This window comes from Streptomyces sp. NPDC044033, assembly GCF_056434425.1.
In genome coordinates, this window is record NZ_JBWKFF010000006.1 from 207,228 (window position 1) to 229,156 (window position 21,929).

General features: G+C 72.8%; 18 protein-coding genes. 7 read left to right on the plus strand and 11 right to left on the minus strand.

Translation table 11 applies throughout. From position 1 onward, the window contains the following. Positions 1-4 precede the first annotated feature (4 nt). Positions 5-1,483 carry a M16 family metallopeptidase gene (locus tag AC07AB_RS13930; RefSeq protein ID WP_478565453.1) on the minus strand — a complete coding sequence of 493 codons (1,479 nt, stop codon included), beginning with the start codon at positions 1,481-1,483 and terminating at the stop codon, positions 5-7. A 210-nt stretch (positions 1,484-1,693) separates the two neighbouring features. Between AC07AB_RS13930 and AC07AB_RS13935 the strand changes: the two genes are divergently transcribed. Then, positions 1,694-4,141: a DNA gyrase/topoisomerase IV subunit A gene (locus AC07AB_RS13935; RefSeq protein WP_478565131.1), complete on the plus strand. Its 2,448-nt coding sequence runs from the start codon at positions 1,694-1,696 to the stop codon at positions 4,139-4,141. A gap of 456 nt (positions 4,142-4,597) precedes the next feature. Here the strand turns inward: AC07AB_RS13935 and AC07AB_RS13940 are convergent, their stop codons facing one another. Together AC07AB_RS13940 and AC07AB_RS13945 are read right to left on the minus strand one after the other, a co-directional pair. Further along, the gene (locus AC07AB_RS13940) at positions 4,598-5,692 is read right to left on the minus strand and encodes a CobW family GTP-binding protein (protein WP_478565134.1); all 1,095 of its coding nucleotides are present in this window, start codon (positions 5,690-5,692) and stop codon (positions 4,598-4,600) included. 19 nt (positions 5,693-5,711) lie between these two features. After that, the gene (locus AC07AB_RS13945; protein ID WP_478565137.1) at positions 5,712-6,875 is read right to left on the minus strand and encodes a citrate synthase; all 1,164 of its coding nucleotides are present in this window, start codon (positions 6,873-6,875) and stop codon (positions 5,712-5,714) included. A gap of 112 nt (positions 6,876-6,987) precedes the next feature. Between AC07AB_RS13945 and AC07AB_RS13950 the strand changes: the two genes are divergently transcribed. Both AC07AB_RS13950 and AC07AB_RS13955 read left to right on the plus strand, forming a co-directional pair. Continuing rightward, positions 6,988-8,280: a citrate/2-methylcitrate synthase gene (locus AC07AB_RS13950; protein ID WP_478565140.1), complete on the plus strand. Its 1,293-nt coding sequence runs from the start codon at positions 6,988-6,990 to the stop codon at positions 8,278-8,280. Positions 8,281-8,402: 122 nt separating this feature from the next. Then, the gene (locus tag AC07AB_RS13955; protein WP_478565143.1) at positions 8,403-9,383 is read left to right on the plus strand and encodes a sucrase ferredoxin; all 981 of its coding nucleotides are present in this window, start codon (positions 8,403-8,405) and stop codon (positions 9,381-9,383) included. Here the strand turns inward: AC07AB_RS13955 and AC07AB_RS13960 are convergent. From AC07AB_RS13960 to AC07AB_RS13970, 3 genes are all read right to left on the minus strand, one after another. Next, on the minus strand, positions 9,350-10,393 hold the full coding sequence (locus tag AC07AB_RS13960; protein WP_478565146.1) for an ABC transporter substrate-binding protein: 1,044 nt from the start codon (positions 10,391-10,393) through the stop codon (positions 9,350-9,352). The genes AC07AB_RS13955 and AC07AB_RS13960 overlap by 34 nt on opposite strands. Positions 10,394-10,545: 152 nt before the next feature. Beyond that, on the minus strand, positions 10,546-11,397 hold the full coding sequence (locus AC07AB_RS13965) for an ABC transporter permease (protein ID WP_478565456.1): 852 nt from the start codon (positions 11,395-11,397) through the stop codon (positions 10,546-10,548). 145 nt (positions 11,398-11,542) lie between these two features. Further along, positions 11,543-12,391: an ABC transporter ATP-binding protein gene (locus AC07AB_RS13970; protein WP_478565149.1), complete on the minus strand. Its 849-nt coding sequence runs from the start codon at positions 12,389-12,391 to the stop codon at positions 11,543-11,545. A 367-nt stretch (positions 12,392-12,758) separates the two neighbouring features. Here AC07AB_RS13970 and AC07AB_RS13975 point away from each other — a divergent pair, with 367 nt between their 5' ends. Together AC07AB_RS13975 and AC07AB_RS13980 are read left to right on the plus strand one after the other, a co-directional pair. After that, positions 12,759-14,384 carry a sensor histidine kinase gene (locus AC07AB_RS13975; RefSeq protein ID WP_478565152.1) on the plus strand — a complete coding sequence of 542 codons (1,626 nt, stop codon included), beginning with the start codon at positions 12,759-12,761 and terminating at the stop codon, positions 14,382-14,384. Next, a complete protein-coding gene (locus AC07AB_RS13980; protein ID WP_478565154.1) occupies positions 14,381-15,070 on the plus strand; it encodes a response regulator in 690 nt (229 codons plus the stop codon). Before AC07AB_RS13975 ends, AC07AB_RS13980 begins: the two co-directional genes overlap by 4 nt. 113 nt (positions 15,071-15,183) lie before the next feature. Here the strand turns inward: AC07AB_RS13980 and AC07AB_RS13985 are convergent, their stop codons facing one another. Next, positions 15,184-16,317, minus strand: coding sequence for an FAD-dependent oxidoreductase (locus AC07AB_RS13985; protein WP_478565157.1), 1,134 nt, complete (start codon positions 16,315-16,317; stop codon positions 15,184-15,186). Between the two features lie 173 nt (positions 16,318-16,490). Here AC07AB_RS13985 and AC07AB_RS13990 point away from each other — a divergent pair, with 173 nt between their 5' ends. Further along, on the plus strand, positions 16,491-17,288 hold the full coding sequence (locus AC07AB_RS13990) for a TetR/AcrR family transcriptional regulator (protein ID WP_478565160.1): 798 nt from the start codon (positions 16,491-16,493) through the stop codon (positions 17,286-17,288). 178 nt (positions 17,289-17,466) lie between these two features. Here the strand turns inward: AC07AB_RS13990 and AC07AB_RS13995 are convergent, their stop codons facing one another. After that, on the minus strand, positions 17,467-18,141 hold the full coding sequence (locus AC07AB_RS13995; protein ID WP_478565163.1) for a TetR family transcriptional regulator: 675 nt from the start codon (positions 18,139-18,141) through the stop codon (positions 17,467-17,469). 77 nt (positions 18,142-18,218) lie between these two features. On the opposite strand from AC07AB_RS13995, the gene AC07AB_RS14000 reads away from it, so the two are divergent. Further along, positions 18,219-19,169, plus strand: a complete 951-nt coding sequence (locus tag AC07AB_RS14000) for a quinone oxidoreductase family protein (RefSeq protein ID WP_478565166.1) — start codon at positions 18,219-18,221, stop codon at positions 19,167-19,169. Between the two features lie 173 nt (positions 19,170-19,342). Here AC07AB_RS14000 and AC07AB_RS14005 read toward each other — a convergent pair whose 3' ends face one another. The 3 genes from AC07AB_RS14005 to AC07AB_RS14015 are packed head-to-tail and all read right to left on the minus strand — an operon-like array spanning position 19,343 to position 21,730. Continuing rightward, positions 19,343-20,044, minus strand: coding sequence for a response regulator transcription factor (locus AC07AB_RS14005; RefSeq protein ID WP_478565169.1), 702 nt, complete (start codon positions 20,042-20,044; stop codon positions 19,343-19,345). A gap of 5 nt (positions 20,045-20,049) precedes the next feature. Continuing rightward, positions 20,050-21,249 carry a sensor histidine kinase gene (locus AC07AB_RS14010; RefSeq protein WP_478565172.1) on the minus strand — a complete coding sequence of 400 codons (1,200 nt, stop codon included), beginning with the start codon at positions 21,247-21,249 and terminating at the stop codon, positions 20,050-20,052. Further along, entirely contained in the window at positions 21,242-21,730 is a 489-nt protein-coding gene (locus AC07AB_RS14015; protein ID WP_478565175.1) for a DUF1453 domain-containing protein, read from the minus strand. Before AC07AB_RS14015 ends, AC07AB_RS14010 begins: the two co-directional genes overlap by 8 nt. Positions 21,731-21,929 lie beyond the last annotated feature (199 nt).

Below are 21,929 nucleotides of genomic sequence, written 5' to 3' on the forward strand. Positions count from 1 at the left end.
TCGCTCACTGGCCCGCCTCCTGCTCTTCGGCGTTCGCTGCGTTCACGGTGGTCGCGGTGGTCGCGGTGGTCGCGGTGGTCGCGGTGGTCGCGGTGGTCGCGGTGGTCGCGGTGGTTCCGGCGTTCTCGCCGGGTCCGGCGTCCGCCGTGTCCTCGTCGGCCTGCTCGGCCTCCGCGGGCTCGGTCGGCTCGGTCGGCTCGTAGACGAGGACCGCGCGGTTCTCGGGGTGCAGCCGGGCCTTGGCGACGGCCCGCACCTCCTCCGCGGTGATGTCCAGCACCCGCCCGACGGCGGACAGCGCGAGCTGCGGGTCGCCGAACAGCACGGCGAACCGGGCCAGTTCGTCGGCGCGGCCGCTGACCGTGGCGAGCCGGTCCAGCCACTCGCGCTCCAACTGGGCCTGGGCCCGCTCCATCTCCTCCGCGGTCGGTCCCTCGGCCGCGAACCGGGCCAGCTCCTCGTCGACCGCGGACTCGATGTCCGGCACCTCGACCCCGCCGGACGTCTTGACGTCCAGCCAGCCCAGGGAGGGCGCGCCCGCGAGGCGCAGCATGCCGAACCCCGCGGCGACAGCGGTGCGGTCCCGGCGGACCAGGCGGTTGTGAAGCCGGGAGGACTCGCCGCCGCCGAGGACGGTCAGGGCCAGGTCGACGGCGTCCGCCTCGCGGGTGCCGTCGTGCGGGAGGCGGTAGGCGGACATCAGGGCGCGGGAGGGAACCTCTTCCTCGACGACCTCGCGCAGCTCCCTGCCGATGACGTCGGGCAGGGACCCGTCGCGGGGCGGCTGCTTCCCGTCGTGCGAGGGGATGGTGCCGAAGTACTTCTCGACCCAGGCGAGGGTCTGCTCGGTGTCGATGTCGCCGACGATCGAGAGGACCGCGTTGCCGGGGGCGTAGTACGTGCGGAAGAAGGCCCGGGCGTCCTCCAGGGAGGCGGCGTCCAGGTCGGCCATCGAGCCGATGGGGGTGTGGTGGTAAGGGTGGCCGTCGGGGTAGACCATGGCCGTCAGCTTCTCGAACGCCGTGCCGTAGGGCACGTTGTCGTAACGCTGGCGGCGCTCGTTCTTGACGACGTCGCGCTGGTTCTCCATGGACTCTTCGTCGAGCGCGGTGAGCAGCGAGCCCATCCGGTCGGCCTCCAGCCAGAGCGCGAGCTCCAGCTGGTGGGTCGGCATGGTCTCGAAGTAGTTGGTGCGCTCGAAGCTCGTGGTGCCGTTGAGGGAGCCGCCGGCGCCCTGCACCAGCTCGAAGTGGCCGTTCCCCTTGACCTGCGCCGAGCCCTGGAACATCAGGTGCTCGAAGAGGTGAGCCAGGCCCGTACGGCCCTTGACTTCGTGGCGGGAACCGACGTCGTACCAGAGGCAGACAGCGGCGACCGGGGTCAGGTGGTCTTCGGAGAGAACCACCCTCAGGCCATTGGCCAGGCGGTGCTCGGTCGCTGTCAGGCCGCTGGAGCCGGCCTGTTGCGTGGCCGTGTGACCCATGGGCATGTACGTCCCTTCGCTGCGTGATGACCCGCGTGATGTCCCGCGTTCAAATCGGTCCTGTCACTGTATGCAAGCGCGCTGACATCTGGCGAAGTTCCCGTCGAGGAACGCTCTTACGGACGGGTCGCGGTCGGCGTTGTCAGTGGGGCGGTCCACAATGGTCGGCGTCACCACCCCGCACCGGTATATGAAGGAGCCGCAGCCGCGATGGCCCGCCGCAGCACGAAGACCCCGCCGCCGGACGACTTCGAGGAGCGCATCCTCGACATCGACGTCGTCGACGAGATGCAGGGCTCCTACCTTGAGTACGCCTACTCGGTCATCTACTCGCGCGCCCTGCCCGACGCCCGCGACGGGCTGAAGCCGGTGCACCGCCGCATCCTCTTCCAGATGAACGAGATGGGCCTGCGCCCGGAGCGCCCGCACGTGAAGTGCGCGCGCGTCGTCGGCGAGGTGATGGGCAAGCTCCACCCGCACGGCGACGCCTCGATCTACGACGCGCTCGTGCGCATGGCGCAGCCCTTCTCGATGCGCGTGCCGCTGGTCGACGGGCACGGCAACTTCGGCTCGCTCGGCAATGACGACCCGCCGGCCGCCATGCGGTACACCGAGGCGAAGATGGCGGCGGCGTCGTCGCTGATGACGGACTCGATCGACGAGGACACCGTCGACTTCGCGCCGAACTACGACGGCAGCGAGCAGGAGCCGGTCGCCCTCCCGGCCGCCTACCCGAATCTGCTCGTCAACGGCGCCTCCGGCATCGCGGTCGGCATGGCGACGAACATGCCGCCGCACAACCTGGGCGAGGTCATCGCCGCCGCCCGGCACCTGATCAAGCATCCGGGTGCCGATCTCGACACCCTGATGAAGTACGTGCCGGGGCCGGACCTGCCCACCGGCGGCCGGATCGTGGGGCTGACCGGGGTCCGGGACGCCTACGAGACGGGGCGCGGCACCTTCAAGATCCGCGCGACGGTCTCGGTGGACAATGTGACGGCGCGCCGCAAGGGCCTGATCGTCACGGAGCTGCCGTTCGGGGTCGGCCCCGAGAAGGTCATCTCCAAGATCAAGGACCTGGTCGGCTCGAAGAAGCTCCAGGGCGTCGCGGACGTCAAGGACCTCACCGACCGCGAGCACGGCCTGCGGCTGGTCATCGAGATCAAGAACGGCTTCAACCCGGAGGCCGTCCTGGAGCAGCTCTACAAGCTGACGCCGATGGAGGAGTCCTTCGGCATCAACAATGTGGCGCTGGTGGACGGCCAGCCGCTGACGCTGGGCCTCAAGGAGCTGCTGGAGGTCTATGTAGACCACCGCTTCGAGGTGGTCCGGCGGCGCAGCGAGTTCCGGCGCACCAAGCGCCGCAACCGGCTGCACCTGGTCGAGGGGCTGCTGGTCGCGCTCATCGACATCGACGAGGTCATCCGCCTCATCCGGTCGAGCGAGAACGCGGCGCAGGCCAAGGAAGCCCTGATGGCGCGGTTCGGGCTGTCGGAGATCCAGACCCAGTACATCCTGGACACCCCGCTGCGGCGGCTGACGAAGTTCGACCGGGTCGAGCTGGAGTCGGAGCGGGACCGGCTCAGCGGCGAGATCGACGAGCTCACCGGCATCCTCGACTCCGACACGGAGCTGCGCAAGCTCGTCTCCTCGGAACTGGCCGATGTCGCCAAGAAGTTCGGCACCGACCGGCGCACGGTGCTGCTGGCCTCGGCGGGCTCGCTGGTGGCGTCGGTGCCGCTGGAGGTCGCGGACGACCCGTGCCGGGTGCTGCTCTCCTCGACGGGGCTGCTGGCCCGTACGGCCAACGGCGAGCTGTCGCTCGACGACGACGCCAAGCGCGTCAAGCACGACGTGATCGTCTCGGCGGTGCCGGCCACGGCGCGGGCCGACGTGGGCGCGGTGACCTCGGCCGGCCGGCTGCTGCGGCTGGCCGTGATCGACCTGCCGCAGCTCCCGGACACGGTGGCGGCGCCGAACCTGTCGGGCGGCGCGCCGGTCTCGGAGTTCCTGTCCCTGGACGACGGCGAGCGGCTGGTCTGCCTCACCACGCTGGACGAGTCCTCGCCGGGCCTCGCCATCGGCACGGAGCAGGGCGTGGTCAAGCGCGTGGTCCCCGACTATCCGTCGAACAAGGAAGAGTTGGAGATCATCGGCCTCAAGGACGGCGACCGGGTCGTCGGCGCGGTGGAGCTGCGGACCGGCGAGGAGGACCTGGTCTTCATCACGGACGACGCCCATCTCCTGCGCTACCCGGCGGGCCAGGTGCGGCCGCAGGGCCGGCCGGCGGGCGGCATGGCGGGCGTCAAGCTGAGCGCGGGCTCGAAGGTCCTCTCCTTCACGGCGATCGACCCGGCCGCGGACGCGGTGGTCTTCACGGTCGCGGGCTCGCACGGCACGCTGGACGACTCCTTGCAGAGCGCGAAGCTGACACCGTTCGACCAGTATCCGCGCAAGGGGCGGGCGACCGGTGGCGTCCGCTGCCAGCGGTTCCTCAAGGGCGAGGACTGCCTGGTCACCGCCTGGGCGGGAGCGACGCCCGCGCGGGCCGCGGCCTCGAACGGCGCCCCGGTGGAGCTGCCGGAGATCGATCCGCGCCGCGACGGGTCCGGCATCCCGATCCCCAAGGCGGTCGCGGTGGTCGCCGGACCGGTGTAGGCACGGAGGTCGCCGGACCGGGGTGGTGGTCATGCCCGCCGGACCGGTGCAGCCGCCGTGGCCACCGGACCGGTGCAGAGGTGCAGAGACGGCCGTCGCCGGACCGGTGCGAGTGTGGCAGCGGGGGGGGGCACGGGGCCCGCCACCGCCCGCCAAACCCCCCGACACACCTCCAACCCCCTCCCCCCCCCCACGACCCCCGACGGAAACCACCCCCACCCCCCCCCCCCCCCCCCCCCCCCCCCCTCCCCCCCCCCCCCCCCCCCCACCCCCCCCCCCCCCCCCCCCCCCCCCCCCCCCTTTTCCCCCCCCCCCCCCCCCCCCCCCCCCCCCCCCCCCCCCCCCGCTGCCGTACGACCGTACGTACGGCCGTCCGACCTGCGCCCTGCCCCGGCGCCGCTGGATGGCGCCCGCCCGTCTCCCCTGGCGCCCTTCCGTCCCCTCCCGAGGGCCGCGCTACTCCTCCGTCTCCGCCTCCGCCCGCCCCTCGGGATCGCGCTGCTCCTCGGGGTCCTGTACGTACCGCAGTACGCCCCACATGCTCTGCTCACCGGCGTCCCGCGCCTCGCCCGCCGTCTCCTGGCAGGCTTCGAGCTCCTTGCGCAGGGCCTCGGCGTCGATCCCGGAGCCGATCAGCACCAGTTGAGTGAGCCGTTCCTCGCCGCGCGCCCAGGGGGACGGGTAGAAGCGCAGGAAGTCGCCGACCGCGTGCAGGGTGAACTTCTGCCGGCTGCCGGGCACTTCGAAGCGGACGAAGCCCTTGATGCGGTAGAGCCCGGACGGCCTGCTGTCGAGGAAATCCATCAGCCTGCGCGGGTTCATGGGGGCGTCGGTGACGAAGGAGAGGCTGTCGTACGCGGCGTGCAGATGGCCGCTGTGGTCATCGTCGTCGTGGTCGTCGGCGGCCAGGTCCTCGAAGGAGAGCTGCCGTATCGCCTCCAGGTGGTCCGCGCGGGGACGGCGGTCGAAGAGCAGCTCCGGGTCGACGCGCCCGTACGAGGCCGGGATGACGGGCACTCCGGGGCCGAGCCCGGCCAGCGTGGCGAGCAGGGCCGTACGCTCCGCGTCCTCGACGCGGTCCGCCTTGTTGAGGACCACGAGGTCGGCGAGGCCGAGGTGGCGGTCGAGCTCGGGGTGGGCGGCGCGGGTACGGGCGAACTCCGCGGCGTCCACGACCTCGACGAGCCCGCCGTAGACGATGTGCTGGTTCTCGCTGGCCAGGATCATGCGGATGAGTTCCTGCGGCTCCGCGAGGCCGCTCGCCTCGATGACGATGACGTCGATGCGCGCCGCCGGGCGGGCCAGCCGGTCCAGGTAGTCGTCCAGCTCGCTGGTGTCGACGGCGCAGCACAGGCAGCCGTTGCCGAGCGAGACCATCGAGTCGACCTGCCCGGCGACGGTCATCGCGTCGATCTCGACGCTGCCGAAGTCGTTGACCACCGCCCCGATCCGGCTGCCCCCGGCCCTGCTCAGCAGGTGGTTGAGCAGGGTGGTCTTGCCGGACCCCAGGAATCCCGCGAGCACGATGACCGGGATCTGTCGCTTGGCCAAGGGGGCGTCTCCATCGTCGTCAGCGCACGGCGGGCACCGGCTGGGGCGGCGGCGGGCCGACGTAGCGGGCCGCCGGGCGGATGATCTTCGAGTCCTCCGCCTGCTCCAGGATATTGGCGCTCCAGCCGACGACCCGGGCGGCGGCGAACGTCGGGGTGAACATCGCGCGTGGTACGCCGCACAGCTCCATGACGACGCCCGCGTAGAACTCCACGTTGGTGTGCAGCTCACGGCCCGGCTTGAGCTCCGCGAGGATGTCCAGGACGCGCCGCTCGACGTGCACGGCGAACTCGACCAGGGGGCCGCCGAACCGCTCCGCGATGCCGCGCAGCATGCGGGAGCGCGGGTCCTCGGTGCGGTAGACGGGGTGCCCGAAGCCCATGATCCGCTCACCCGCCAGGACGCGTTCGCGGATCCAGGGGTCGACGCGGTCCGGGGTGCCGATGGCGTCGAGGGTGTCCAGGGCCCGGCTGGGCGCGCCGCCGTGCAGCGGGCCGGAGAGCGCCCCGACGGCTCCGACGAGGCAGGCGGCGAGGTCCGCGCCGGTGGAGGCGATGACGCGGGCGGTGAAGGTGGAGGCGTTGAAGCCGTGGTCCACGGTGGAGACCAGATACTGCTCGATGGCCCGTACGCGCGCCGGGTCGGGCTCCGTGCCGGTCATCATGTAGAGGTAGTTGGCCGCGTACGACAGGTCGTCGCGCGGCTCCACGGGGGCGAGCCCCTGGTTGATCCGGTGCAGCGCGGTGAGCAGGGTCGGCACGGCCGCGCACGCGGCGAGGGCGTCCGCGCGGCGGCGTTCGACGTCGATGTCGTACAGCGGGCGGCCTCCCGAGGAGGCGCCGAGCAGGGAGAGCGCCGTGCGCAGCCCCGCGAGCGGGCCGGTGAGCGCGCAGGACCGGGCGATGGCGGGCAGTGCGTCGCGGACGTCGGCGGGCAGGTGGCGCAGGGCGGCGGTCTCGGCGGCGAACGCCGCGCGCTGCCCGGCGTCGGGGAGGGTGCCGTGGCACATCAGGTGCCAGACGTCCTCGAAGCCGCGGTTCTCGGCGAGTTCGATGGCCGAGTACTGGCGGTAGTGGTAGAAGCCCTCGCGCCCCCGGACGTCGCCCAGCGCGGTCTCGGTGACGACGACGCCCGCGAGTCCGCGGGGTACGTCGATCGGCGCGTTCGCCGCGGTGGTCGGCATGTTCGGTCTCCCTCGGTCCGTTTTCTCTATTGATTCGACTGTCTATGCTTGACTCATTCGCTGTCAATGTTGATTGAGTCAATGTCGGATCGCTATCGATACGGTGTGACGCATGGTGGATCAAGAGGCGGGCGGGGCGGGTGGGGCGAGCCGTGAGCGGCTGACCACGCGAGAGGCGGCCGAGCGGCTCGGCGTGAAGCCCGAGACGGTCTACGCGTATGTGAGCCGGGGCCAGCTGGCCAGCCGCCGCAGCCCCGGCGGGCGCGGCTCCACCTTCGACGCGAAGGAGGTCGACGCGCTCGTACGGCGCGGCGGCCGGCGCGAGGCGGCGGGGGCCGGGGGCGAACCGGCGGTCCGTACCGGCATCACGCTCATCGACGCCGACCGCTACTACTTCCGCGGCGTGGACGCGACGGAGCTGGCCGGGCGGTACGGCTACGAGGAGGTCGCCGACTGGCTGTGGACCGGCCGGATGCGCCCCGGCACCCGCTTCACGGCCCCCGCCGAGGCGCTGGCCGCGGCGCGCCGTTCGGTGGCGGCGCTGCCCGCGCACAGCGGCCCGATGGACCGGCTGCGAGTGGCGGCCATCGCCGCCGCGGCCGCCGATCCGCTGCGCTTCGACCTCTCCCCCGAGGCGGTGCTGGGCGCCGCGCGCGGCCTGATCCCCACCCTGGTCGACGCGCTGCCGCCCGCCGGGCGGCCCGGCAGCGGGGAGGACGATCGGCGTGCCGGGCAGGCTGCGTCCGCGGAGGCCGGCCGGCTCTCCGTCCGGCTGTGGCTCCGGCTGACCGCGCAGCCCGCCGACGAGCCGTCGCTACGGGTCCTGGAGGCGGCGCTCGTGCTGCTGATCGACCACGACCTGGCCGCCTCCACGCTCGCCGCACGGGTCGCGGCCTCCGCGCGGGCGCACCCGTACGCCGTCGTCTCCGCGGGCTTCGGCGCGCTCGACAGCCCGTTGCACGGCGCGGCCAGCGGGCTCGCGCACCGCATGCTCGCCGAGGTGCTGGAGCGCGGCAGCGCGGGGGCGGTCGTCGCCGACCACCTGCGCGCGGGCCGCCGGGTGCCGGGGCTCGGCCACCGCCTCTACCCCGCCGAGGACCCGCGCGCGCAGGCGCTGTTCGGCATGCTGGCGGAGGCCCCGAGGGCCGCCGACGCGCTGGCGGCCGCCCGGGACGTGGTGGCGGCCACGGCGCGGCACGCCTCGCTGCACGCCAATGTGGACCTCGCGCTGGCCGCGCTGTCGGTCGCGACGGGGATGCCGGTGGAGGCGGGCGAGACCGTCTTCGCCGTCGCCCGCACGGCGGGCTGGATCGCGCACGCCTTGGAGGAGTACGAGGAACGCCCCCTGCGCATGCGCCCCAGCGGCAACTACCGCGGCCCGCGCCCGCCGCAGCCACTGCCGTGAGCCGCACGGGCCCCGCCGCGAGCCGCACCGCCCTCGCCGTGAGCCGCACCGTCCCGCCGTGAACCGCACGGCCGCGTCCAAGTGGTAAGCCCCGCCGCGCAGATCAGGTTAGGCTTACCTATGTGAGCACGTGCGCGACCGCCTCCCGTGACCTGTCCGAACCGCTGGCCGGCACCGCCGCCACCGCTCGGACCTGGCTGCTGATCGAACAACCCGGTCCCTGGGGCACGGAGGCCCTCACCTCCAGCCGCCTCGAACCGGCCCTCGGGCGCGCCCTGGAGGCGGCAGCCGAGGCCAACGGCGTGCGCGTCGCGCTGATCCGCCGCCCCGCGCGCAGCGCGGACTGCGGTGAACCGGCGGCCCGACGGGTCTTCGTGGCCCACACCCTGCCGGGCCGCTCCTGGGTGCGTACGGCCGAGATCACCGACCCGGCGCGCCTGACGGAGCTGGACTTCGCGGCGCTCGGGGCCGGCGACGAGCGGGGCCTGCGCGGCCCGTACGACTGGCGCGCGTATGCGGGCGACCCGCTCGTGCTCGTGTGCACCAACGGCAAGCGGGACCGCTGCTGCGCCCTGCTGGGCCGCCCGCTCGCCGCCGAACTGGCGGCCTCGGAGACCGCCGCGGTCTGGGAGATCACCCACATCGGCGGCCACCGCTTCTCGCCGACGCTCGTCGTGCTGCCGTACGGCTACGCGTACGGGCGGGCCACCGCGGCGGCCGTGCAGGAGGTCGTCGAGGCGGTGCGCGAGGGCCGGATCGTCACCGACGGCTGCCGCGGCCGATCCTCCTGGGAGCGCCCGGCGCAGGCCGCCGAGCTGGCGGTCCGGGAGCTCACCCGCGAGGAGGGCGCCGACGCGTTCACGGTCGTACGAACCGACGGCGCGGCGCCCTCGTGGACCGTGACGGTCGGCCACCGGGACGGCCGTCAGTGGTGGGTCGCGGTCGAGCAGGGCGCCGCGGAGCCGCCCCGGCCCGAGAGCTGCGGCAGGGCGCTCGGCACCCCGGCCCGGATGGACGTGACAGGCGTGTTCGCGGTCGCCGCCGAGCACGGGGGGCGCCGGAGCCGCCCTCAGCCCGCCTTCTTGGCGAACTCCGTGGTGTAGGTCTTCGCCAGGTCCACCGAGGCGTTCTTCAGGGTCGGGTTGAACGCCTTGAGCACCTCGTGCACGGTCCTGGGGCCGTCGGCGGGCATCACCCCGTCCTCGGTGAACATCGGCAGGGAGCTCTTGATCGCCTGTGCGTACAGCTCCTTGCCGCCCTGCGCGTAGTCGGCGGGCATCTTCGCCGCGATCTCCTCGGGCGTGTGGTTCCGCATCCACTTCAGCGTCTTGACGAAGGCGTTGGCGAGTTTCTGCACGGTCGCCTCGTTGCCCTGGACCCAGTCGGTGTTCATGTAGAGGCTCGCCGCGGGGTAGAGGCCGCCGAGCGCGGCCCGGGAGCCCTCGGGGGTGCGCATGTCGACGAGTACCTTGCCGACATCCTTGGCCAGCACCTGCGCGACGGTCGGATCGGTGGTCATGCCGCCGTCGATCGAGCCCTGCTGGAGCGCGGAGATGAAGGTCTGGCCCGCTCCGACGGCGACCGGCGTGAACTCGCTGACGTCGACGCCGTTCCTGACGGCCAGGTATTTGGTGAGGAAATCGGTGGACGAGCCGAGGCCGGTCACGCCGAGCTTCTTGCCCTTGAAGTCCTTCGGCGAGCCGAGCCGGGACGCGGCCTTCTTGGAGACCACCTCCACCTCGCCGGGCGTCCGCGCGAGCTGGACCACCGACTCCACGTGCTTGCCCTTCACTTGCAGATCGAGCGTGTGGTCGTAGAAGCCGACGACGCCCTGTACGTCCCCGGCGACCAGTGAGGTGGTGGCCTGCACACCGGCGGGCTCGGTGAGCAGTTGGACGTCCACGCCCTCCGCCCGGAAGTAGCCGAGCTTCTGGGTGAGCATGGCCGGCAGGTAGATGATCTTGTCCAGGCCACCGACCATGATCTTGACCTTGTCGCCGCCTGAACCACCGCCCGAACCACCGCCCACCTGCGCGTCGTTGGCGCACGCGGCCAGGGTGAGGCACAGCGCTCCGGCGACGGCGGCCGCGGAGATCCTGCTGAGAGTGCGCATCATCGTGTCCTTGGGGTGAGATCGTGCGCTGGAGATGTGGTCGGGAGGCGGTGGTTCCGCTGGGGCCCCGGGGCTACGGTCACGGGGGCCGGTGATGTCCTCGGGACCCGGGGCGATGGTCACGGAGACCGGTGACGCGCTCGGGTCCCCGGTCAGCGGTCGGCGCCGGAGTCGTCCGGCTTCCACCGGAACAGCCTCTTCTCCCCGAACGTCAGCAGCCCCTCCGCCAGCAGCGCGACAACGGCGAGGATGACCATCGCCGCGTACACCCCGGCCGCGTTGAACGTGCCCTGGGAGGCGGAGACCAGCAGTCCGATCCCCTTCGTCGCGCCGATGTACTCGCCGACGATGGCGCCGATCAGCGCGAAGCCGAAGCTCACATGCAGGCTGGTGAAGATCCACGAGGTCGCGGAAGGAACGACCACCTGAAGCGTCACCCGCCGGTTGCTCGCGCCCAGAATGCGGGCATTGGCGACCAGATTGCGGTCCACCTCGCGCGCACCCTGGAAGGCGTTGAAGAAGACGGGGAAGAAGACCAGCACCACGGCCGAGGCGACCTTGGAGGCCGGGCCGAGGCCGAACCAGATCAGGAAGATCGGCGCGAGCACGATCCGCGGCAGCGCGTTGAGCACCTTGATGTACGGGCCGAGCACATCGGCGAGGAAGGAGATCCGGCCGAGCGCGATCCCCAGCAGCACGCCGCCGATGACGCCGATGAACCAGCCGAGCAGCGCCTCGTAGAGCGTGTACCAGATCTGCTCCCCCAGCGAGCCCTGCGCGGTCCCGTGCTGCACCCACTGGACGATCTGATCCCAGATCTTGGACGGCATCGAGAAGTTGAAGGCGTCGATGACGCCGTTCCGGGCCATGGTCTCCCAGGCGGCGACCACCGCGACCAGCAGCAGTACGCGCGCCGTGTGGACGAGCAGCCGACGGGTACGGGCAGCGCGCGCCCTGGCCTCCGTACGGCCCGTACCGCCCTTCTCCGATACGGCGGCGGGCACGGGCCCGGGCTCGGATGCGGATACGGGCGCCGCCCCGGATACGGGCACGGGCTCGGATGCGGATACGGGCACGGGCTCAGGCGCCGGCCCGGATGCGGATACGGGCACAGGCTCGGGCGCGGATGCGGCGGGCGGATCCAACGATTCAGGCGGCATGGCCGGCCCCCCTCTCACGAGTGATGCGGACCTCTTCGCCGAGCGAGGACCAGATCTCCCGGTAGATCTCGATGAACCGCGGCTCCAGCCGCACCGATTCGACCCGGCGCGGGCGCGGCAGATCGACCGCGAAGGTCTCCTTGACCGTGGCGGGGCCCGCGGTCATCACCACGACCCGGTCGGCCAGCGCGATCGCCTCCTCCAGGTCGTGCGTGACGAAGACGACCGAGGCGGCGGTGTCCGGCGCCGAGGCGCCGCCCCACAACTCCAGCAGTTCGTCCGACATCAGCGCCCGCGTCTGCACGTCGAGCGCCGAGAACGGCTCGTCCATGAGGAGGATCCGCGGCTCGCCCACGAACGTCTGGGCCAGCGCCACGCGCTTGCGCTGGCCGCCCGAGAGCTGGTGCGGGTAGCGGTCCTCGAAGGCGGTGAGGCCCACCCGGCCCAGCCAGTCGCGGGCCCGCTCCTTGGCCGCCGCCTTCGGTACGCCGCGAAAGCGCGGCCCCGCCATGACGTTGGAGAGCACCGTGCGCCAGGGGAAGACGGCGTCCTGCTGGAAGACGAAGCCGACCTCCGGCCTGATCCCGGTCACGGGTTCGCCGCCGACCAGCACATCCCCCTCGGTCGGCTCGTCCAACCCGCTCACCAGCGTCAGCGTGGTCGACTTGCCGCAGCCCGTCGGCCCGACCACGGCCACGAACTCGCCCTGCCGCACGGTCAGACCGAGGTCCCGTACGGCCGTGTGGCCGGCGCCCGAGGGCGTACGGAACACCTTGCTCGCGCCACGCAGTTCGATGGCCGGGGCGGCGCCGGGGCCCGGGTCGCTGTTCATGGTCATCGCTCACCTCCCTGCCCCGCGGTCCCGTGCGGGGCGACTGGGGCTGGAGGCTAGGTGCGACCCGCGGCGCGGCGGGAGTCTTGTGAGCACTGTGCGGCTTGAGCGCGCAAACCCTGTTCTGCTCGTTTTGCTCGCGCTACAACAGCACATGCGACCCGGGACGGCAGCACCCGGGCAAGTCGCGGCAGCGCCCGAGGCAGGTCGCGGCCGCATTCGGCGCAGGTCGCGGCCGGATTCTGTGCACGCCACCGAGGCGGCGCGCCATGAATGCCGGACCCGCGGTGAATGCTGTGCACGCGGTGAAAGCAGTGCACGCGGTGGAGACAGCGCTCCGAGGTGGGTCGGCGACGGCAGGGAAGGGGCACGCATGCGCATCCGATGGCCCCGCCGCGTCTTCGCCCAAGTCCTGCTCGTACAGCTGCTGATCACGACCGGCGTCACCGTCCTCGCGGCCGGCCTCTTCCTCGCCCCGCTCAGCGCCCAGCTCGACACCCAGGCGGCGCGCCGTGCGCTGGCCATCGCCCAGACCACCGCCGCCCAGCCGGGCATCGTCCACGACGTGCTGGCCACCCGGCCCTCCGTCGACGGCCCGGTGCAGAGCGCGGCCGAACGCGTCCGGCACGCGACCGGCGCCAGTTATGTGGTGATCGTCGACGCGCACGGCACCCGCTACTCCCACACCACCCCCGCCGAGATCGGCCGGCCGGTCTCCACGGACCCGGGCGAGGCGCTGGCCGGCCACGAGTGGACCGGCATCGACCGCGGTACGCTCGGCCGCTCCGCCCGCGGCAAGGTCCCGCTGCGCGACTCCGCGGGCGCCGTCGTCGGCGCGGTCTCGGTCGGCATCGCCTACGACAGCGTGCGCGCCCTGCTCCTGCACGCCGTCCCCGGCATCCTCGAATACGCCGGCGCGGCCCTGGGCGTCGGGGCCCTGGCCGCCCTCGCCGCCTCCCGGCGGCTGCGGCGGCGCACCCACGGCATCGAACTGTCCGAGATCTCCGCGCTCCTGGACGAGCGGGAGGCGATGCTGCACGGCATCCGCGAGGGCGTCGTCGCACTCGACCGGTGGGGGCGGGTCCGGCTCGTCAACGACGAGGCGCAGCGGCTGCTCGGTCTGGCGCCGGGCGCCCGCGTCACCGGCCGCCTCCTCGACGAGGTCCTTCCCCCGGGCCGTACGACGGACGTCCTGGCGGGCCGGGTGGCGGGCACGGACCTGCTCACGGTCTGCGGCGGCCGGGTCCTGGTCGCCAACCGCATGGACACGGCGGACGGGGGTACGGTCGCGACGCTGCGCGACCGTACCGAACTGGAGCAGCTGGGGCGGGAGCTGGACGGCACCCGCGGCCTCACCGAGGCGCTGCGGGCCCAGGACCACGAGCACGCCAACCGGCTGCACACCATCGTGGGGCTGCTGGAGCTGGGGCTGCACGAGGAGGCCGCGGAGTTCGTCGCCGAGGTGGCTTGCGCCCACCGCGCGACCGCCGAGCAGGTGACCGAGCGCGTACACGAACCGCTGGTCAGCGCGTTGCTGGTGGGCAAGAGCGCGGTCGCCGCGGAGCGGGGGGCGGCGCTGCGGATCGCGCCGTCCACCGATCTGCCGGACCGGGTCGTGGACCCGCGCGACCTGGTCACCGTCCTGGGGAACCTGGTCGACAACGCGCTGGACGCGGCGGGGGCGCGCGTACGGCGGGGGCCGGGCGACGCGCCCTTCGTCGAGGTGGAGCTGCGGGCCGAGGGCGCCACGCTGTGGCTGCGCGTCTCGGACAACGGCCCCGGCGTCCCGGCCGCGGCGCGGGAGCTGGTGTTCACCGACGGCTGGTCCACCAAGGAGCCGCCCCCGCACCGCCGTCGGGGTCTCGGTCTGGCGCTGGTGCGGCGGCTCGCCGAACGGTACGGCGGTACGGCGGTGGTGTCCCGGCGCGAAGGCGGCGGGGCGGTGTTCACGGTGGAGTTGCCGGAGGCACTGCATGTACTCGAAGGAGTGAACCGATGATCGAGGTCCTGATCGTGGACGACGACTTCCGCGTCGCCGAGATCAACGCCGCGTACGTGACCAAGGTGCCCGGCTTCCATGTCCTGGGCACGGCGCACAACGCGGCCCAGGCGCTGGCGCTGCTGGAGCGCGGCGGCGTCGACCTGGTGCTGCTCGACCACTATCTGCCGGACGAGACGGGCCTGTCGCTGATCCGCCGCATCCGGCAGTCCGGCCACCTCGCCGACGTGATCATGGTGACGGCCGCCCGCGACGTCGCCACCGTGCAGGCGGCCATGCGCTTCGGGGCGCTGCAGTACATCGTCAAGCCGTTCACGTTCGCCGGTCTGCGCGTCAAGCTGGACGCGTACGCACAGTTGCGCCGTACTCTCGACGGCGCTCAAGAGGCGGGCCAGGACCAGGTCGACCGCATCTTCGGCACCCTGCGCACCGCCGTGACGGCCGCGCCGCTGCCCAAGGGCCACTCCGCGCCGACCGCCGAGCTGATCCGCCGGGTCCTGTCGGACGCGTCGCTGCCGCTCTCGGCGCACGAGGTCGCCGAGCGTTCGGGGCTGAGCCGTTCGACGGCACAGCGCTACCTCAAACAGCTGGAGGGCTCGGGGCGGCTGCGTCTCACCTTGAGGTACGGCGAGACGGGCCGCCCCGAGCACCGCTACAGCTGGATGAAGGGCAGCCCGGCGGCGTAGGCCGGGCTGCCCTTCCGTTCCAGTGGTCCCGGCCCCGCCATCGCGGCCGACCGGACCAGGACCGCGCACCGGAACGCCGCCACGGCCGACACCGGCGAACGAGCGGAAACGGGCTAGCTCTGGGGCTGGAAGAATTTCAGCAGGCCGCGTGCGCCCTCGGGGGACATCAGGATCTTCATCATCTTGGCGGCCTCTCGCGCGGCAGCGGCCCCGCGGACGAACATCTCCTCCTCGTAACCGCGGACGGAGGCGGCCACGTCGTCGGGGCGGCCGGCGGCGAGCCGCAGCGCGAGTTCGGCGGCGTCGAGCATGGCCGTGTTCGCGCCCAGTCCGACGGGCGGCATCAGGTGGGCGGCATCGCCGAGCAGCGTGACGCCGGGGACGGCGTCCCAGGTCAGGCCGGCGGGCAGCGCGGCGATCGGGCGGGGCACGAAGGTGCCGTCGCACGCCTGGATCAGGGCCGCGCACTGCGGGGCCCAGTCGGCGAAGAGCTCCAGGAGGGCCGCGCGGGCTCGATCGGGGTCGGCGAGCGGGGCACCGCGGCCGGTGAGCCAGTCCTCGGGGGTGTGGAAGCCGAGGTAGACGCGGACGCACCCGTCGCCGTTGCGCTGGGCCGAGAGCGACCGGCCGGAGCCGAGGACCCAGTAGTTGCCGCGCCCGACCATGGCCGCCAGTTCGGGGTGGGCGCGATCGATATCGGGTATGACGCATTCGATCGTGTTGAGGCCGATGTGAACGGGCCGGGCATCGGTCAGCAGCGGCCGGACCCGCGAGTACGCGCCGTCCGCGCCGACGAGCAGGTCGCACTCGGCGCCGGAGCCGTCGGCGAAGTGGAGCCGGTGCCCGCCGCCGGGCCGGGCGGCGGCGGACTGGAACGAGCGCCCCCATGTGACGGCCCGCTCGGGGAGCGAGTCGAGCAGCACGTTCCGCAGGTCGGCGCGGTCCACCTCGGGGCGGTCCATCGGCGCGTCGTCGGGGGTGTCCTCCTGGAGGAGAACCGTTCCGTCGGGGTCGACCAGGCGCATGTCCTGGCCCTCCCGGCGGGCGATGGCCTGGAACTCAGCCTCCAGGCCAGCCTCTCGCATGGCCCGCTGCCCGCTCTCGCGGTGCAGGTCGAGCATGCCGCCTTGGGAGCGCGCGGCACGGGATGCCTCGCGCTCGTAGACGACGGCGTCGATGCCGTGTACGTACAGGGTGCGGGCGAGAGTCAGGCCGCCCAGGCCGGCTCCGATGATGGCGATGTTCATGATTCTCCGCTCTCCGCGCGTCGACGCGCGCGGCGTTGTGACGCACCTCGCCATGGCGGGCACCGCATCGATACAGTGAACTTTTCGATACATCGTATCGAACCGTGCGCTGTATCGTTAGCCCCCGAATTCGATGGACAGGGCAGACGGAGCCAGGGGAAGGAGAAGGCGTGATGGCGACACGACGACAGGCCGCGCCCGAGGGCCCCGGGGCCGACGGCGACGAGCCCGCGGCGGGGGCCGCCGAGTCGGCGGCCGACACGCCCACGCTCGTATGGGAGCGCCCCGAGCCGCCCAACCGGCCGACGCCGTCCCCCCTGAGCAGGGACCGGATCGTACGGGCGGCGATCGAGCTGGCCGACGCGGACGGGCTGGACGCGGTGTCCCTGCGCAAGGTCGCCGCCGCGCTCGACGCCGGCCCCATGCGGCTGTACCGCTACCTGTCCACCAAGGAGGAGATGCTCGACCTCATGGTCGACGCGGTCTACGGCGAGATCGACGCGCCCGAACCGACCGGCGGCGACTGGTGCCGCGACCTGCGGTCGCACGCGCACCGCACCAGGGCGGCCGCGCTGCGGCACGAATGGTTCGCCGATCTGCTCGGCGGACGGCCGCACCTCGGCCCGAACGCGCTGGCCAACTTCGAGGCGTCGCTGGCCGCGCTGCGCCGCGCCCCCGGATTCGACGGGATCGACGCGGTTCTGGCCGCCGTCGAGGCGGTGGACGCCTACCTGGTCGGGGCGGTCAGGAAGGAGGTCGCCGAACTGCGGGCCGAACGGGCCACCGGGATGGACGAGCAGCAGTGGCAGGTCGCCGCGGGCCCGTACATCGGCCGGATGCTGGCCACCGGCCGCTACCCCACCCTGGCCGAGGCCGTCGTGGACGCCGCCACGCGCGACGCGGACGCCGTCTTCGACACCGGCCTCACGTACGTCCTGGACGGCATCGCCGCGCGAGTGGCCGCACGCTGACCGCGCCGCCGCTTGAGCCCCGCCGACGGGCGGCCGGCCAGGCACGGCCCTCATCGCACCGCACCCTCACCCGCCACGCGGCGTACCCCTCGCGAGGACGAGATGCGGCCCTGCACAGCGGCGGCCCGCCGTAGGCCCATCGTCGTTACGCCCGACTCACGCCCGGTTCACGCCCGGTTCACGCCCGCCCGTCGTCGGGCGCGGGGCCGCCGGTGAAGGTAGTGGCCTGCGCTGCCGCCACGAGCGTGATCTCCAGCCGGGAACGCAGGCCGGGGAGGGTTTTCGGTCCGGTCTGCTTCGCCCACTGCTCCAGGGCGGAGTGGAACGCGGCGACGAGGAGGTCCTGGGCCAGTCGCGGACGCAGGTCCTCCGGGTCGGCCAGTTCGAGCCTGGCGCAGAGAGTCCGCCGGCTTTCACCGCTGACGCGGTCGCAGAAGCTGAGGCTGTGCGCGGTGATCGAAGGCGAGACCTCGGCGAGCCGCTGGCAGGCGGCGACCCGTTCCGCCCAGCCTGGCGTCGTCATCTTCTCCAACGCGGTGACCAGGGCCTCCCGCAGAGCCGCGAAGACGGTGCCGCGAGTAGGCGTGAGGGATTCGACTTCACTCAGGAACGTCAGCCACAGCTCGTGGCTGGGGGCCAGGGCGACGTCCTCCTTGCTGGCGAAGTAGCGGAAGAACGTCCGCTTGGAGACCTCGACCGTGGCGCAGACCTCGTCCAGCGTCGTCTCGGCGAAGCCCCGCTCTTGGAAGAGCCGCAGGGCTGCGTCGATGAGATCGTCCCTGGTCTGCTGCTTCTTGCGTTCCCGCAGCGAGGTGGGGTGCCGGGGAGCCGGCTTCGAGAGGCCATCAGACATGCCATCACCCTATCAGACAATCTGCTACTGATAGGCTTTCGCCACTGAGTGCCAGTTTCTACGGAAGTGGTGTTGCCATGAAGGCCGTCATCGTGCCGTCGTTCGGAGACTCCGACGTGCTGCGGATCATCGACCGGGCCGAGCCCCGGCCGGAACCGGGTCAACTCCTGATCCAGGTGGAGGCGGCAGGGGTCGGCTACGTCGACATCATGGCTCGCAACGGCGACTACCAGCCGCTCTCCGAGCCCGGATTCATTCCCGGCGTGGAGGCGGCGGGCACCGTCACCGCGGTCGGTGAGGGGGTGGATGAGCAGTGGATCGGTCAGCGGGTCTTCGCGCTGACCGGAACCGGAGCGTACGCCGAGGCGGTCGTCGCCGACGCCCGTGGCGCCGTGCGCCTGCCGGAGGCCGTCAGCGCGGCGGACGCCGTCGCGCTCGGCGTGAACGCGCTGGTCGCGGGCCTGGGCCTGAAGAGGGCGAACATCGAGAAGGGCGAGCGGGTACTGATCAGGGGCGCCGGCGGAGGCATCGGGCTGATGGCCGCACAACTGGCCGCCTTGTCCGGGGGCACGGTGACCGCGATCACCTCCTCGCCCGAGCGCGGAGACCGCCTCCGGGGCCTCGGCGTCGCGCACATCCAGGACCGCACGGCAGGCCAGGACGGCGGGGCGGACGCCTACGACATCATCGTCGACCCGGTCGCCGGGCCGGAGCTCGGCCGCTACATCGAGATGCTGCGGCCCAACGGCCGGTACGTGCTGTGCGGAGCCGCAGGAGGCGCACCGACACCGGACGCCCTCGGCAGCCTCACGACCACGTTCCACAATTCGCCGACGCTCTTCTCCTTCAGCCTCAACTCCGCCGACGCCGACACGGTCAGGGCGGCGGCGGCCGAACTCTTCGGCCAAGCGGCCCGAGGCGACCTGCGGCCGGTCGTCGACGAGCGGATCCCGCTGGCCGAAGCCCGCCGCGCGCACGAACGCCTCGAATCGACCGCCGTGTTCGGCAAGATCACCCTCCACCCCTGACGAGGCCGGCCGTCGCGCGCGCCCACGGCTTATCGGCTCGCGTCCACGGCCCATCGGCTTCGGTACGGGTTCGGTACGGGCAGCGGACGGCACGGAAGCAAGGCCCACGGACAGAACGGACGCGGGGCCTTGGCCGGGGAGCCCCGGGCCGTCCGACAGCGGTCGTCCCACCGTCAAGCGACGGGCGCGCCGGGCGGTGTCGCGATTCCGTGCCGGTAGGCGTAGCGCACCGCCTGTGCCCGGTCGCGCACCCCCGTCTTGGCGAAGAGGTTGTTGATGTGGGTCTTCACGGTCGCGGTGGAGACATGCAGGCCGCGGGCGATCTCGGCGTTGGAGAGCCCGTCGGCGACCAGCGCGAGGACTTCCGCCTCGCGGGCGGTCAGCCCGTCCGGCAGCTCGCGGGACTCCGCGGGGGCGGCCTCGGAGACGGGTGTGTCGAGCCGTTCCAGCAGCCGCCGTTGGATCTGCGGTGACAGCCCGGCGTCGCCGGACATGACATGGGCCACGGCCCGTACGATCTCGTCGCCGTCGGCGTCCTTGGTGAGGTAGCCGCGGGCGCCGGCCCGGAGCGCCGGGAACAGCGAGTCGTCGTCGGCGTAGGTCGTCAGGACCACGACCTGTGTGGCGGGGTGTTCGGCACGGATCCGGCGCGTCGCCTCCACGCCGTCGCAGCGCGGCATGCGCAGGTCCATCAGCACCACGTCCGGGGCGTGTTCGGCGACCAGCCGCAGCGCTTCCTCACCGTCACCGGCCGAACCGACCACCTCGATGCCCGGCAACAGACCCAGCAGCATCACGATGCCCTCGCGCACCACGGTCTGGTCATCGGCCACGACGACCCGTGCCGCCGGTCGCGACCCGTCGTCCTCTGTCACGCGCGTCACCCGGGCACCCGCAGACGTACCACGAACCCCTCCTGTCCCGGTCCCGCCGGACCGGCCTCCAGGGTGCCGCCGAGCAGTTCGGCGCGCTCCCGCATCCCCAGGAGACCGTACCCGGAACCGGTGGACGCGAGCCCCCCGGTCTTATGCCGCGCTCCCCCGTCCCGGATCTCCAGCTCCACTGCGCCGTCCAGATAGGAGAATCTCATCCGGACCGCGGCCCCCGGAGCGTGCTTGCGGACGTTCGTCAGCGCCTCCTGCGCGACCCTGCGCACCGCCAGCCCGGCCTCCGCGGGCAGGTGCCGGGGCTCGCCCGACACCTCGATCGCGGCTCCCTGGGACTCGGCGACCTCCCGCAGGAACTCCCCGGCCTGGGCCATCTCGCCGCGCAGCGCCGAGAGCGCCTGCCGCGTCTCGGCCAGTCCCTCGCGGGCCATGCCGCGGGCCAGGACGACGCGCTCCAGGATCCGGTCGTCACTCTCACCGCGCTCGATGAGCAGCCGGGCGGCCTCCAGGTGCACGAGCTGCGCGGAGAGGCTGTGGGCGAGCACGTCGTGGATCTCGCGGGCGATCCGGGCGCGCTCGGCGAGCGCCGCCGACTCGGCCTCCGCGACCCGCGCGGCGCGCTCCTGCGCCAGCAGCCGGTAGCCGGTGCCGCGCGCCTCCGCGTCGAGGCGGAGCGCGTAACCGACCAGTGTGAGGCCGAGGCAGGTCCCCGCGGTCACCACCGGCCCGTCGTCGCTCACCAGTCCATACGCCAGCACGTAGAGCGCGGCGACGGGCAGCCCGTACGCCATCGGCAGCCGCTCCACGGCAAAGATCGCGCACACGGCCCAGAGCGCTCGGGCGGGGCTGTGCGATCCGAACGACTCCGCCACGACACCCAAGGCGAACAGCAGCCCCAACAACCCCAGTGAGGGCAGCAGCCGGTGTTCCAGGGTGGACCGGAAGTAGCCGTGCGCCGCGGCCGCGAAGACCACGATGCCGCCGGCGAGCACCAGCAGGCCCCACCCGTGGAAGGTGCCCTCCTGGAACGCCCGCCAGGCGATCAGAACGACCAGCGCGAACCTCACGCACTGGTTCATCGCGATCCGACGGCGCGGAACCCCCTCACGGGACAGCGACTCCCGGTAGGGCCAGGCGGTCCAGTTCTCGACGGGCACGTAGCGTCCTTCCGCCGCGGCGGCGCTCTCAGCCACCGGCCGGGACACGGTACGCCGGCCGCACCCCCTGAGCCTTCCAGACCACCAGACCGCTGCGGGCCAGCAGCATGGCCGCCGCGGTCAGCATGGTCGCGGCCCCGCCCTGGTGGACCCCGGCCGCCGCCCCGGCCGCGTGCAGGGCCATCCGCAGCGCCGCGCCGCCGGCCCACACCAGAGCCGACGCCTTGCCGCCCTGGGCCCACACCGCGCCCGACGCGTCGGACCATACCCGCGTGGTCCACGCCCAGCCCGCGCCGGCCGCGAGGCCGGTCAGCACCCCGGCCGCCAGCAGCGCCACCGAGACGGCTTCGTGCGCGTGGTCGACCAGCCCCGGCTTCCGTACCGCCATGAAGATCAGCACGGCGGGCAGCACCCACCAGCGCCGGACGTCCGAAGCCACCCGCCGCGGCGTGAACTGGCGCAGCAGCACCAGCACGAGGACCGCGACGACCACCGCGACATCGACCAGACCGGACATGGTGAGAGCCTCCGTAGCGGCAGGAGCGGGCAACGCTCCCGAAACTACGGAGACCCGGCGGCCGGCGGATCAGCGCACGGGTTGGCTCCGGGTGGAGGCCGACTCTCCACCCGGGGGTGGACCGGGCTCGGGCACCGCTGCCCAGGCGCCGGCACTCAAGCATCGATGCCGAGGCGTCGATGCTCAGGCGCCGATACTC